10 protein-coding genes are annotated in these 13,298 nt (G+C 63.6%); 6 read left to right on the top strand and 4 right to left on the bottom strand.

The window, feature by feature from the left end; all coding sequences use genetic code 11:
* The first annotated feature begins 101 nt into the window (after positions 1 to 101).
* Both AC6JA3_RS11125 and AC6JA3_RS11120 read left to right on the top strand, forming a co-directional pair.
* A complete protein-coding gene (locus AC6JA3_RS11125; RefSeq protein ID WP_347783406.1) occupies positions 102 to 1,052 on the top strand; it encodes a 5'-3' exonuclease in 951 nt (316 codons plus the stop codon).
* A gap of 151 nt (positions 1,053 to 1,203) precedes the next feature.
* Complete coding sequence (locus AC6JA3_RS11120; protein ID WP_347783405.1) at positions 1,204 to 1,764, top strand: Clp protease N-terminal domain-containing protein; 561 nt, start codon at positions 1,204 to 1,206, stop codon at positions 1,762 to 1,764.
* Positions 1,765 to 1,826: 62 nt separating this feature from the next.
* On the opposite strand, the gene AC6JA3_RS11115 is transcribed toward AC6JA3_RS11120, so the two are convergent.
* Together AC6JA3_RS11115 and AC6JA3_RS11110 are read right to left on the bottom strand one after the other, a co-directional pair.
* On the bottom strand, positions 1,827 to 3,578 hold the full coding sequence (locus tag AC6JA3_RS11115; protein WP_347783404.1) for an acyltransferase: 1,752 nt from the start codon (positions 3,576 to 3,578) through the stop codon (positions 1,827 to 1,829).
* Positions 3,579 to 3,734: 156 nt separating this feature from the next.
* Complete coding sequence (locus AC6JA3_RS11110; protein WP_347783403.1) at positions 3,735 to 4,625, bottom strand: helix-turn-helix transcriptional regulator; 891 nt, start codon at positions 4,623 to 4,625, stop codon at positions 3,735 to 3,737.
* A 128-nt stretch (positions 4,626 to 4,753) separates the two neighbouring features.
* Between AC6JA3_RS11110 and AC6JA3_RS11105 the strand changes: the two genes are divergently transcribed.
* Together AC6JA3_RS11105 and hrpB are read left to right on the top strand one after the other, a co-directional pair.
* On the top strand, positions 4,754 to 5,797 hold the full coding sequence (locus AC6JA3_RS11105; RefSeq protein ID WP_347783402.1) for an NAD(P)-dependent alcohol dehydrogenase: 1,044 nt from the start codon (positions 4,754 to 4,756) through the stop codon (positions 5,795 to 5,797).
* A 117-nt stretch (positions 5,798 to 5,914) separates the two neighbouring features.
* On the top strand, positions 5,915 to 8,602 hold the full coding sequence (hrpB, locus tag AC6JA3_RS11100; RefSeq protein ID WP_347783401.1) for an ATP-dependent helicase HrpB: 2,688 nt from the start codon (positions 5,915 to 5,917) through the stop codon (positions 8,600 to 8,602).
* On the opposite strand, the gene AC6JA3_RS11095 is transcribed toward hrpB, so the two are convergent.
* On the bottom strand, positions 8,599 to 10,230 hold the full coding sequence (locus AC6JA3_RS11095; protein WP_347783400.1) for an amidohydrolase: 1,632 nt from the start codon (positions 10,228 to 10,230) through the stop codon (positions 8,599 to 8,601). The genes hrpB and AC6JA3_RS11095 overlap by 4 nt on opposite strands.
* Positions 10,220 to 11,677 (bottom strand): APC family permease, encoded by a 1,458-nt coding sequence (locus AC6JA3_RS11090; RefSeq protein ID WP_347783399.1) that lies wholly within the window; start codon positions 11,675 to 11,677, stop codon positions 10,220 to 10,222. The genes AC6JA3_RS11095 and AC6JA3_RS11090 overlap by 11 nt, the downstream gene beginning before the upstream one ends.
* 157 nt (positions 11,678 to 11,834) lie before the next feature.
* On the opposite strand from AC6JA3_RS11090, the gene AC6JA3_RS11085 reads away from it, so the two are divergent.
* Positions 11,835 to 12,452, top strand: a complete 618-nt coding sequence (locus AC6JA3_RS11085) for a TetR/AcrR family transcriptional regulator C-terminal domain-containing protein (RefSeq protein ID WP_026540578.1) — start codon at positions 11,835 to 11,837, stop codon at positions 12,450 to 12,452.
* Positions 12,453 to 12,483: 31 nt separating this feature from the next.
* On the top strand, positions 12,484 to 13,218 hold the full coding sequence (locus AC6JA3_RS11080) for a M50 family metallopeptidase (RefSeq protein WP_026540579.1): 735 nt from the start codon (positions 12,484 to 12,486) through the stop codon (positions 13,216 to 13,218).
* Positions 13,219 to 13,298: the final 80 nt, after the last annotated feature.

Raw genomic sequence — 13,298 nt, 5'->3', positions numbered from 1 at the left:
TATCGCTCAGTCAATCGTAATGCGGCTCACAGTGGCGTTCAAGTCTTTTGCGCCCCCTTCTGTTCGATGCCCGTGAGGTTCCTGCCCAAAGGACCTTCGGCATGTCAGGATCAGGTATGCCCCGACTGATGCTGCTGGACACCGCTTCGCTGTACTTCCGAGCCTTTTATGGCATTCCCGATTCCATACGCCGCCCGGACGGGACCCCCGTTAATGCTGTTCGGGGGCTGATGGACATGATCGCCCGCCTCACCACTGACTACGAAGCGACCCACGTGGTCGCCTGTTGGGACAATGACTGGCGGCCGCAATGGCGCGTGGACTTGATTCCCAGCTACAAATCGCACAGGGTTGCGGAGATCATCGAGCACGGCCCTGACGTCGAAGTGGTCCCGGACCCCTTGGAAGCCCAGATTCCCATGATCCGCCGGGTACTGGACCTGGCCGGAATCGCCGTTGTGGGCGTTGACGAGCACGAGGCCGATGACGTCATTGGGACCTATGCGAGCCGGGCAACCTTTCCCACGGATGTGGTCACCGGCGACCGCGACCTTTTCCAACTGGTCGACGACGAACGCGCGGTCCGCGTCATTTACACAGCCCGCGGGATGAAAAACCTGGAAGTTCTCACCGACGTCGTCGTCGTGGGAAAGTACCGTGTCCTGCCCGCCCAATACGCTGATTTCGCCACCCTCCGCGGAGATGCTTCCGACGGACTGCCAGGTGTGGCGGGAATCGGGGAGAAGACGGCAGCGTCCCTGCTGGGCGTGCACGGCTCGTTGGAAGGCCTGCTCGAAGCGGCTGAAGACCCCGACAGCGGGTTATCCGCTTCCATACGGGCCAAACTCTCGGCAGCGGCGGACTACCTTAAAGTAGCCCCCGCCGTCGTCAACGTAGTGCGGGACCTCAAAGTACCCACACTTGAGGACGCGGGCGCTGAACTGCGTCCCGTTGCCGGGGCTGCACGCGAGGAGCTCGAAAAACTTGCCACCGAGTGGAATCTGGGAGGCTCGGCCAAGCGGCTCATGGACGCCCTCGACAGGATCCACTGAGGGCCCTCACAGCCTGACGTTCATTTTCACAGGCGAATGACAGGTTCGCGACAGCGTGGGCTGGGGTTGTCCTCTCATTGTTGAAAGAGGACGGCGCTCACGCCCGTCCCTCAGACACCAGCCGTACCAACGGCTCATCGAGGAGAGGTACATGTCGAAAACCAAGAGAATTACGCTGGGCGTTGCGGCCGGAGCCCTGGCATTGGGCGCAGGCCTTGGAGTAACCAGCATCGCGACCGCAGCCACCACACCATCGCCGGCGGCTACTTCTTCCGCGGATGCGGGCAAGCCTTCTGACGTGGGTGGGCGTCCGGGCGGAGGCCACGGCCACGGACGCGACGGCGGCCAGATTGCCACTCAGTTGGCCAGCAAGCTGGGCGTCGAGGAGTCAAAGGTCACCGAGGCCCTGAAGGCCTTCCGGGAGGCAAACAAGCCCACAACCCCGCCGGCCGAAGGAACCGAAGGCGCCAAGCCGGACCGGACGGCCCAGGACGCCGCCCTTGCAAAGTCCCTGGCCGAAGCGTTGGGCGTGGATGAAGCGAAGGTCACCACAGCCTTGGAGGAGATCCGGGCTGACGCCACTGCGGAGCGGTCCGCTGCACTGAAAACGCGGCTGGACAAGGCAGTCACTGACGGCAAGCTCACACAGGCAGAAGCCGATGCCGTGGCCAAGGCCGTTGAAGCCGGCGTCATCGGGGGAGGCGGCCGCTAAGGCTGGCGGTTAAACCGTTGACAGGCTGACTCGCCAGCGGGTTGACCCGCTGTCGGGGTGATTCAAGGATTCCTCCGGGCGGCCCCGGGGGAATCCTTGTTCCCCCGCTGGTTACCGGGAGAAAAGCCCGGCAGCTTCCACGCAGGTTCGGGACGATGTACGCCACGTGGACGGTATCCCAATGCCCCGGCGTGGCCCAGGAGGTCAGCGAGGTACCAGGTAATGGACAGCCACATCTCAGTTCCCTGAAGAGTCGGCAGGTGGTCCGGTCCACTCCCAGGGTCGGCGCTGAAGGCCATTCCTTGGCCTGGATGCCACCAGCCGAGCGCTTCCTCCAGCTGAACGTGGGCCCAACTGTTCATCTCCGCCCGACGATGGGAAGTCTGCTTGGATGCAAGCCAGAAGGGGTGGACGACGTCCAGGACATTGCAGGCATTCTGCTTTCCGGGAGCGAAATACCGTTCGTCGCCGGAGTGCGCGAGCACAGTGTCCACCAAGCGCTCAACATGGGGCACAGGGACGCCATATTGGGCGAAAGTGCCGCGGGTAAGGCGGTAGTACCCATTGACTACTTTGAGCCGCGTGCTGGCAGTAGGCGTACCCCACGTTCCTGCCAAGGGGTTGACGTGAGTCATCAACCAACCGAACAGGGCCTCCAACGAACCAACGGAGTTCGGATGTTCCTGTTCAAGGTTCCAGTAAGCTGCAGTGCCCCATGCATCTACCCATGCCCCTGATCCCCACGCTTCCTCATGCCAGGGCAGCGCATCCAAGGAAGAGAGCAATGTTGCCGGATCCATGGTTGACACGGAGTGCACTGGATGCCGGAACCGGCTGCCCAGGAGATTCAGCGCATAACCGGCTGAGAGGACGTGATAGGTTGCCGGCCCCTCTCCGAAGACCAGCGGAGCATCGGAGCTGAAATGGTTGGACCCAAGCTCCGGCAGCAACCCTGTGCCTGGATCCTGGAGGGACTGCAAACGTTCGATGTGTTCCTCCCGAGAGAGCTGCGCAGGGACGGTACCCAGCAGGAGGTCCGCGATCTCGATGGCATCACAGTGCGCCCTGACGGTGGGCGCCTTTTGCGGACCGTCCACGTAGCGGCCACCGCCAGAGTCGGTCCAGTTCCGGGAAAGAATCAGCGGAGCATCGGTGCGGGCCGCATCGGCGAACGAGGCCAGCGCGGCTGGCAGCCCTTTGCCGGCATCCGCGTCCGTCTCGGGGAGATCGGGAGTGGGGGCGGCAGCGGGATCCCGACGGTCCCGGATCCGACGTGCCGGATTGCCGCCCACAATGGACCAATCAGGTACGTCCTTGGTGACCACCGCTCCCGCAGCCAAGACGGCATGGGAGCCCACGCGGACTCCATCAAGGACCACCACGTTGGAGCCAATCCAGACGTCGTCTCCGATCCGGATTCCTTTGCTGGTCAAGGGCTGCCTGAAGACAGGTTCGGCCGGATCCATGGAGTGGTTGAAGCCCAGAATGGACGTGTGTGCACCGATTCTCACTCCGTCGCCCATGGTGATATTTCCCCGCACTACGGTGAAGGCGTTGACGGTGCAGTCGTTGCCCATGGTGATGGTGCCTGTGACGTAGGCATGGGCGGCAATGAAGGATCGCTCGCCGATGCAGAGGGAATCAGGGTCGATGCTTGCCTTGGGCGAGAGGAATGCTCCCTCACCGATAGTGGCTCCAGTCCGTTGGATGAAATCCTTGTGGTAGGCGTGCTGCGCCTCCCGTTCGGACTGCGAGGCGGAAGTCCAGAAAGTCCAGGGGGAGTAGTCGTAGTTGAGGTGATGCTCGGGATTCACGTCGCTCCGTGCTGAGGGATTGGGGAAAGCGCTTCCCACAATTATTGGTGGAGCTTACGGAGCGGTCAATGCACCATAGGTAAACGATCAGTCCCGAACACTCCGGACAGCCGTACTCCCCATTGATGAAACATGCCTGATTCTTTTGAAGGAGGCCTACTGGTAGTGACTGAGTGGCTCGGAGTCCCCTGATTGTGCCGGGGTCGTCGCTGCCCAGCTTGCCAGGAGCTGAAAGGCGTCCGCGGTGCCTGTACCGGGCTCGGCGTTGTATACGGTCAATGTCAGGCCAGAGTCCGCGGACAGCCCCAGTGCTTCGTACACCACGTGAAGGTCGCCTACCAGCCGGTGCCGGAACTGCTTCTTGCCGCTGAAGTGGAGCCGGACGTTGTGGGATGCCCACCGGACTCGAAAAGCCTCGTTGCGCGTGGACAGCTCACCAACCAGGTCACTCAATCCCCGGTCATAGGGATCGCGGCCGGCTTCAGTCCTCAGCATGGCCACGGTGTCGTTGGCGGCGCGTTCCCAGTCCGCATAGAAATCGTGGCTGCGGGGGTCCAGGAACAGGAAGCGGGCAAGGTTTGGGGGACCGGCCGGACTGTCGAAGATATCGGAGTACAACGCCCGGCCCATTGCATTGGCCGCGAGGATGTCCAAGCGGCCGTTGTGCACAAAGGCAGGGGCACCGGTAATCGCATCCAAGGTTAGTTGTACGCCCTGCCTGATCGATTGCTTCCGGACCGGACGACGCCGGGATTTGCCGCCGTCGCTGGCTGCACGGGCGAGGTCGAAGAGATGGGCGCGCTCGGCGTCGTCGAGCTGCAGGGCGCCGGCGAGCGATTCCAGGACGCTCTCCGAGGCCCCGGCCAGGTTTCCGCGTTCAAGGCGGGTGTAATACTCCACGCTCACACCAGCCAGCATGGCCACTTCGCCCCGGCGAAGTCCCGGAACGCGGCGGTTGCCGCCATAGACGGCAAGTCCAGCCTGCTCCGGAGTCAGCTTCGCCCTCCTGGTGGAAAGGAAGTCGCGGGTCTCGGTCCGGTTGTCCATAGCTCCTACGGTAATTCTTTTGTCCGGCTAAGGGAGTCCCTGCCATTACCCCTTACAGCAGTAACTCCTTGCGTTCAGGAAAACAGGGTTAGATGGAAATACCAACACGTTCACAACGCAGGAGAAACATGCCTACCGCTAACGCTTACGCTGCCCCCTCGGCTACGGGCGACCTGACCCTGACCACCATCGAGCGTCGGGAAGTCGGCACCAACGACGTCAGCATTGATATCAAGTTCGCCGGTATCTGCCACTCCGATATCCACACCGTCCGCGGCGATTGGGGTCCGCAGCAGTATCCGCTCGCCCCCGGCCACGAAATTGCCGGAATCGTCACCGAAGTTGGCTCCGGTGTCACCAAGCACAAGGTGGGCGACCGCGTGGGCGTCGGCTGCATGGTCAATTCCTGCAAGGAGTGCCGGAACTGCCTTGCCGGAGAAGAGCAGTACTGCCTCAAGGGAAACGTCGGCACGTACGGTTCCGTTGACCGCGACGGCACCATCACCCAGGGCGGCTACTCCAGCCATGTAGTGGTGAACGAGGACTTCGTTGTCACTATCCCGGAAGGCCTGGAACTCGACGTCGCAGCGCCGCTCCTCTGCGCCGGCATCACCACGTACTCACCCCTGCACCACTGGGGAGCGGGACCTGGCAAAAAGGTTGCCGTGGTGGGACTCGGCGGGCTCGGCCATATGGCCGTCAAGATCGCCCACGCCATGGGTGCCGAGGTCACGGTCCTCTCGCAGTCCCTGAAGAAGATGGAGGACGGTCTCAAGCTCGGCGCGGACCACTACTACGCCACCAGTGAGCCCGCCACGTTCGAACAGCTCGGCGGCACTTTCGATCTCATCATCAACACCGTCAGTGCCTCGATCGACATCAGCGCCTATCTCCAACTGCTGACGCTCGACGGAAGCCTGGTCAACGTTGGAGCCCCGGCTGAGCCCCTTCCCGTCAACGTCTTCTCCTTGATTACGGGTCGCCGCCGCTTCGCCGGTTCAGCCATCGGTGGCATCCGCGAAACCCAGGAAATGCTCAACTTCTGCGCCGAACACGGCCTCGGTGCCGAGATCGAAGTCATCCCGGCAAGCAAGATCAATGAGGCGTACGAACGCGTACTGGCCTCTGACGTCCGCTACCGCTTTGTCATCGACGCTTCCACCATCGGCTAGGAAACGCCCGCAAAACCTGCAAAACACAGCAGAAGAACCCGCAACCCACAGGAAAGGCCGCGCCAGGTCCACCCCGGCGTGGCCTTTCCTGTGCCGGGCAACAGGGACAATGGTGTGGTGACTTTCAGACTGGACACCATCGGCAAGGGGCTGGTCTTTGCCGGGTCGCTGGCAAAACTGACTGCGGCGCTGGAACGTCAGGGCCAAGGTGGCGCAGCAGTGGTTCAGGCACCTCCCGGGACCGGCAAGACCACGTTGGTGCCGCCGCTGGTGGCTAACATGCTCTCACAGTGGGCCTCCCGCGCCGAACCGCGGCTTTCCGGTCAGCAGCAAAGCGCACCCCCGCGTGTCGTGGTTACCCAGCCACGGCGTGTGGCTGCACGTTCAGCCGCACGTCGGCTCGCTGCACTGGACGGAAGCCGTGTCGGCGGCAGGGTGGGATACACCGTACGGGGCGAGAGCAAGACCACCCAGGAGACCGTGGTGGAATTCGTCACCCCAGGCATCCTCCTGCGTCGCCTCCTCAATGATCCCGGCCTGGAGGATGTCCACGCCGTGGTCCTGGATGAGGTTCACGAGCGGGGGCTCGACACAGACCTGCTGGTGGGCATGCTTGCCGAGGTCCGGGAGCTTCGGGACGACCTCGTCGTGATCGCAATGTCTGCCACCCTGGACACGGAGCGCTTTGCCGCCCTGTTGGTACAGGGCAGCACAGGGCACGACGACGGCGGACCGGCTCCCGTTATCGACTCGCCTTCAGCACTGTTCCCCCTGGAGGTCCGGTGGGCTCCAGCGCGCGAGCACAGACTTAATGATCGGGGTGTGGCCCGCACCTTCCTGGATCACGTAGCCCGAACGGCTGCCACCGCCCATACCGAAGCCATGGCAGCGAACCCTGGGGTGGACGCACTGGTCTTCCTGCCGGGAGCCCGTGAAGTGTCCGACGTCGCCGGACGCCTTCGGGCCCAGGTTGCGCCGGGCGTGGAGGTACTTGAGTTGCACGGCCAGATCGGCCCCGACGCCCAGGACCGTGCCGTTTCAGGCCGCGAACCAGGTGGGCCACCGCGGATCATTGTCTCGACATCCCTGGCTGAATCCTCCCTCACCGTTCCCGGGGTGCGGTTGGTCATTGATTCGGGGCTGTCAAGGGAACCCCGGAGGGATGCGGGCCGTGGAATGTCCGGATTGGTGACTGTCTCCTGCTCGCGTGCGTCCGCTGATCAACGGGCCGGCCGTGCCGCGAGGCAAGGACCGGGCACAGTAGTGCGCTGCTACGACCAGCAGGCCTTTGCAGCTGCGCCGGCGCACCAAACGCCTGGGATTTCAGTAGCAGACCTTACTTCAGCCGCGCTGGTCCTTGCATGCTGGGGCGCCCCCGGAGGTCAAGGCCTGCGGCTGCCTGATCCGCCCCCACCCGGCGCCATGTCAGAGGCCGTCGAGGTGCTGCAGGGACTCGGCGCCGTTGCCCATGACGGAACCGCCACGGCAATCGGCAAGACACTGGCCCGCGTCCCCGCCGACCCCCGCCTTGCCCGTGCCCTGTTGGACGGCTCGCCAGTGGTAGGCATGCGTCCGGCGGCGGAAACGGTGGCCCTGGTTGCTGGAGACCAGCGTCCGCCTGGCGCTGACCTTACGGCATTGCTCAGGTCATTGAAATCGGGTTCGGACCCCGCCGCACGCCGTTTCGCCCAAGAAGTCGGCCGCATGGAGTCCATTGCCCGGCAGGAGGGGGCCGTCGTCGTGCCTTCACGTCCCGGGACGGAGGTCACAGCGAGGGAGGCGGCAGGATTCGTGGTGGCCCTTGCCTTCCCCGACCGGGTGGCGCGTCGCGTTCCCGGGGATGGCTCCACCACCTACCTGTTGGCCTCCGGGACCCGGGCAGGCCTGCCAGCCGGAAGCCCGTTGACCGGGCACGAGTGGTTGGCTGTGGCCGAAGTCTCCCGCGCCCAAGGCCGTGACGCTGCGGGAACGGGCGCCGTCATCCGCTCAGCCGCACTCCTGTCAGCGGACCTTGCTGAAGCGGCAGCCCCGAATTCCAGGGTCGATGAAGTGCGGGCGAAGTTTGACCAGGGGAAAGTGACCGCACGGCTCGAACGCAGGTTGGGCGCCATTGTTTTGTCCTCAACGCCGGTCCGCCCCAGCGCTGAAACCGGGCGCAAGGCCGTGGGGGAGGCATTGGCGCAAACCGGATTGGCAATGATTGGTTGGTCAACCGGGGCCGATGCCCTGCGGCGGCGGTTGGCGCTGCTGCATCGAGAGCTCGGCGCGCCGTGGCCCGATGTCAGCGAAGCCGGCCTCCTGGCCAGGCTGGATGACTGGTTGGCCCCGGAACTTGAAAAGATCGCCACTGGGAGCCCGGTCAAGTCGATCAACCTGGCCGAGCCCCTGCGCAGGCTGTTGCCTTGGCCCGAAGCCGCCCGCCTGGATACCCTTGCTCCCGAGCGCCTGGAGGTTCCCAGCGGTTCGCATATCCGGATCGATTATCCCGAGGTACCGGACGCCGGCAGGGACGAGCACGACGCCGGGAGGCCGGTGGTGGCGGTCAAGCTTCAGGAATGCTTCGGCTGGGACCGCACGCCACGGCTGGTCGATGGCCGGGTACCTGTGCTGTTCCACCTTCTGTCCCCGGCCGGCAGGCCGCTGGCGGTCACTGACGACCTCGCTTCTTTCTGGTCCGGCCCGTACTCCCAGGTCCGGGCCGAGATGCGCGGGCGCTACCCCAAGCATCCCTGGCCCGAAGACCCTTGGACTGCGACGGCCACCGCCAGGACCAAGAACAGGATGCAGTCAGGGCCGTCCCGCTAGGCCAGTCGCTCCAGCATGAACTGGATCTCCCCGTCCACGAACGTTCCAAGGACCACACTGGCGGCGAGCTCGTCGGGGTCGGTGGTCAGGGGGTCAGCTTCGAAGGCTGTGAAGTCTGCCCGCTTGCCCACTGTAATGGAGCCTGAAACATCCCACAGGCCGGCAGCTTTTGCCGCGTGCGAGGTATAACCCTCCAGGGCCTGCATCGCGGTGAGCCCTTGGGCCGGCGCTATGGGTTCCAGCTCGGGATGTCCGGATCGCCGCCTCAACTGTGCATCCGCGATGATGGGAAGCGGTGCAAAAGGTGCGATTGGCCAGTCCGAGCCGATGCCCAAAGTCACCCCGGCATCGCGCAGGTCCCTGCAGCGCCAACCCCGGCCGGCACGTTCGGCGCCCAAGCGGGTGGACCAATTATCGCTGTGGTCCGCTGCTGAGTAGTGGGTGCAGTGTGTTGGTTGCATACTGGCCACCACTCCCGCACCCCTGAAACGCTCCACAAGTCTGTCCGGAACTGTCTCGATGTGTTCAATGCGGTGGACCGTCCGGCGGAGGACATCTGCCGGAACGGTTCCCTGCAACGATTCCAACGCATCCAGGACATGCTCCACCCCGGCATCTCCGATCGCATGCGTGGCCGTAGGGATGCCGCGGGAGGCGAAGTAGCTGACAGCGGCCGAGTACTCTTCAGGTCGCGGCCAGAACGGAGCAGTCGATTGTCCGTAGATATCGGGTTCGTAAAGCCATGCGGTTCCGTTGTCCACAGTTCCATCGACGAACAGCTTGATGGCCTCCACCGACCACCGCCGGCCACCGGTTCCCACAGAGCGGGCAAGTTCCTTCCAATCGGACTCATTGCTGCCCGGCATGCACCAAGGAGCGCTGCGCAGCCGCAAAGGCAGCCCGTCGTCGGCCTCCAAAGCCTGTAAAAGACGTGCGGATTCTTCGCTGTGGTCCATGATGTGCCCGCCGGTCAGTCCCGACTTGGCGAAGTCCTGCAGGAGGGCTGCGAGCCTGGCCTTCCGTTCGCCGAAGGACTCCTTGGGGATGTGCCGCTGGACCAGTTCCATGGCGGCTGCTTCGAGGAGGAGGCCGGTGGGGACGCCGTCTGCATCGCAGACCACCTCCGATGCCTGCTCGAATTCGTACCTGCCATGGATGCCTGCCAACTCCAATGCCTGGCTGTTGGCCAGGGCTGAATGGCCATCGAACAAGCGGATCATCGCGGGTTTTTCTCCGCTGACCCGGTCCAGGACACTGCGGTGCAACGGGACGTTGCCAAACGCGTTCGGGTTCAGGCCCCAACCACGCAACCAGCCGCCGTCGTGCTGTGCTTGGGACTGAAGCAGCGCGCGCACCTCATCCAGTGTGGCGGCGCCTGATAAATCAACGCCTATGGTCAGGTCCAGGCCAAATACAGGGTGGATATGGCAGTCCACCAGCCCCGGGGTCAGTGTTGCGTTGCCAAGGTCCACCACCCGGGTGCCCTCGTGTGCCCAGTCCTGGGCGTCACTCCGGCTTCCGACGGCGGTGACCACGCCGTCGCGGACGGCAACTGCCTGGAGGGAATCAGTGCCACGGCCGTCCATGGTGTGGATGGTGCCGGCGAGGACTATGAGGTCAGGAGTCATGTTTTTCGAAGCTTCCAATCCGTGCAAAAACGTCAGGTCGGGTGGTACGCAGGCGCCGGGCGATCAGCAAGCCTGCAAGGAAAACAAGGGGCGTCACCAGCAGGAGGAGGGCGTTGGTCAGGGCATCGGCAAACGTAAGGAGTTCGATGTTGATCGCGATCAGGGCCACCACTCCGAATAGCAGGATGGCAGAGGCTACGCTGACCGGCACCAGAAGCCGGTGGGTCACGGCATCAGGATTCCGGCGCAGGTAGATGATCGCCGCTACCGAAACCAGGCCTTGCAGGGCAACAATCCCCACGATGCCTGGAGTATTCACCCAGATCAGCAGCTGCTTGTACGGGTCGGCGCCGGCGATGGCGCATATGATGATGACGACGGCGGCCAGCACGGTCTGGATCTGACCGGCACGATGCGGGGACTTGTATTTGGGATGGGTCCTGCCGAGGAAGGCGGGGAGGACGCCGTCCTTGGCGAGCATGTAGACATAGCGGTTGATGGCGTTGTGGAAGGCCAGCTGTGAGGCGTAGACGCTGGTGACGATCAGCACGTACATGATCACCTCGGCCCACGGGCCGACGTACTGGTTGATGGTGGCGAAGAACATTCCGTCGGCCAGCTCACCGGCAGCGGCAACAACATTTCCGTCCCCGAAGGCCTGGATGACGGTCCAGACGATGAAGGCATAGAACACGGACATGAATCCGACGGCGATGTAGGTTGCGCGGGGGACTGACCTGTCCGGGTTGCGGGCCTCGCGCCGATACAGCACGGTGGATTCGAAGCCCATGAAGGCCGCGAAACAGATCGCCAGAATGGCCAGGACGCCGGGGGTGAAGGCGTGTTCGGGGGTGAAAGAGGCAAAACTGATGCCGGAAGCTCCGCCTTGGGCCAGTATCGCGATGCCCATGACGCCCAAAATGGCAGTTTCTGCGATGAGGAGGACGCCAAGGACCTTCGCGCCGACGTCAATGCCGCGGTATCCGAGCAGCCAGACTGCGGCTATGGCTGCCAAGGCGACCACGGGCCAAGGCACGTCGAGGCCAAAGAGAGTACGGAGCATGGCTTGTGTTTGGACGGCGAACAGACCGTAGACGCCGATCTGGAGGCAGTTGTAGGACACGATAGCCAGGATGGCCGCGGCCAAACCCACGGTCCTTCCCATGGCGAGGCTGATGTAGGTGTAGAAACCACCGGCTGCTTTGACGTGCTTGGTCATGGCCATGAAGGAGAAGGCGAAGACCAGCAGGACTGCTCCGGCAATGACGTAGCCCATAGGGGCGCCGATGCCCCCGATGCCTATGGCCACAGGGGCTACGCCGGCCATCACTGTCAGGGGTGCCGCGGCGGAGATTACCAAGAAGGCGATGCCGCCGGTACCGATCGCATTGCGTTTGAGCCCGTTGCCGGCATCTGCTGCCGGCGGGCGGGTTTCGAGGTCAGACATGGGGATCCTCTGGGGCTGGGGGAAGAAGCTGTTCGGGAATTGCCGATCATTAAGCGAAAGGCTTTCGTTTAGATTAGGGCCTTGTGATCCGGAGCACAATACCTGGAGGAAAAGTTCTGGCTAGAGTCGTAACAACAACATGAATGGAGATACCCGTATGGCACGCCCGCTGGTCCCGCTGATATCCATCGATGCACTCGTCACCGCCGCCCTTGAGTTGGTGGACGAGGCAGGGGACTTCAGCCTGCCCAAACTGGCCAAGCGGATCGGCGTGAGCCAGTCCTCCATTTACAACCACGTCAGCGGACGCGAAGAAATCCTTGAGTTGATGCGTGGCCGGATCATCGCCGAAAGCCCCTATGCGCTGGAGGACGGGCACGACTGGGAAGCTTCGCTTCGCACGATTGTGCGCAGTTACCGCGACGCCTTCGCACGCCATCCAAAACTCGCGCCACTGTTGGTGCTCCAAACAGTGCAGGATGACAAGGTGATGGGACTCTACGAGGACCTGGCTGTTGCTTTGGAAGCCGCCGGGTTCCGCGGCAGGGACGTGATGTCGGCGATTTCCACCATTGACAGTTTCGCCCTGGGTTTTGCCTTGGACCTCGCAGCGCCGGAGGTCGTCTGGGCGCCACCGGCACAGGGGTACCCTGCCCTCACCAATGCCTTGGCTTTCGCAGGACCGGCTGGTGAACGCGGCGAGGCAGCCTTCGATTTCGGCCTCGAGATCCTCGTCGCCGGTTTGCATTCGCGCCTGCAGTCAACTGTGCTGTGACGTTGATGGTGCCGGGGATCCGGAAAGCCCCATGACCATCCTTAATACATGGTGGGAGGCGGTGGTCCGCGGATTCACGGACGTCCAGACCACAGCGGTCCCGCTACCGGCCCTGCTGGGGATCCTGGCATGTGCGGTGGTACTGAGCATTCCGCGCATCACTTGGCGCTGGTTCGGCTTGTACGTCACCTTCGTGCACGAGCTTGGCCACGCCTACGCAGCACTTATGACCGGGCGATTTGTCCACGGACTCCGGATCGGTCTTGACCATTCCGGGCGGCTGGTCAGCAGTGGACGCAGTGCGTTCGGTGCGGCTTGGTCGGGGTTTTGGGGTTACCCGGCGCCTGCCGTGGTTGGCTTTGGACTGATCGCCGCATTCGCGGCGGGCCGTTCCGGGGCGGCGATGTCCGTAGGGGCTTTGATCCTGCTGGTCTCGCTGATCTTCCTCAGAAACGCCACCGGCATTTTGGTGGCTGTGGTGAGCGCGGCAACTGCCCAACTGCTGATCCTGTTCGCTACTCCTGCCGCAGTGAACTACGTCGTCCTGGCACTTGGCGTTGCCCTCTCGGTGGGGGGCGTCCGCGACCTCCTTAAACTGGCCGGGGTACACACCCGCCGCCGGGACAGGCTGGCGGCATCGGACGCCTTCATTCTGGGCCGAACCACGGGCATTCCGGCCTTCGTATGGTTGGCCGGCTTCACCGTGGTGATCCTCGGATGCGCTGCAGCTTCTGCGTGGTTGTTGTGGGGGATACTGGCCGTTTAGTGTGCAGCACACACTGCGCTCCGCGCTCTTCAACAACGGGCCGCCGGCCAGCGGCAGGTACTGCCCCCGCGAGCCCTTGC

The organism is Arthrobacter sp. TmtSoilC79 (genome assembly GCF_059739405.1).
The sequence above is the reverse complement of the archived record's forward strand: the minus strand, read 5'-3'. Positions and strand labels throughout refer to the sequence as shown.

Bases quoted from the DNA above. Each gene is read 5' to 3' on its own strand.
- AC6JA3_RS11125 (WP_347783406.1), top strand. From the start codon at position 102: ATGTCAGGATCAGGTATGCCCCGACTGATGCTGCTGGACACCGCTTCG.
- AC6JA3_RS11120 (WP_347783405.1), top strand. From the start codon at position 1,204: ATGTCGAAAACCAAGAGAATTACGCTGGGCGTTGCGGCCGGAGCCCTG.
- AC6JA3_RS11110 (WP_347783403.1), bottom strand. From the start codon at position 4,625: ATGGACAACCGGACCGAGACCCGCGACTTCCTTTCCACCAGGAGGGCG.
- AC6JA3_RS11105 (WP_347783402.1), top strand. From the start codon at position 4,754: ATGCCTACCGCTAACGCTTACGCTGCCCCCTCGGCTACGGGCGACCTG.
- AC6JA3_RS11095 (WP_347783400.1), bottom strand. From the start codon at position 10,230: ATGACTCCTGACCTCATAGTCCTCGCCGGCACCATCCACACCATGGAC.
- AC6JA3_RS11090 (WP_347783399.1), bottom strand. From the start codon at position 11,677: ATGTCTGACCTCGAAACCCGCCCGCCGGCAGCAGATGCCGGCAACGGG.
- AC6JA3_RS11085 (WP_026540578.1), top strand. From the start codon at position 11,835: ATGGCACGCCCGCTGGTCCCGCTGATATCCATCGATGCACTCGTCACC.
- AC6JA3_RS11080 (WP_026540579.1), top strand. From the start codon at position 12,484: ATGACCATCCTTAATACATGGTGGGAGGCGGTGGTCCGCGGATTCACG.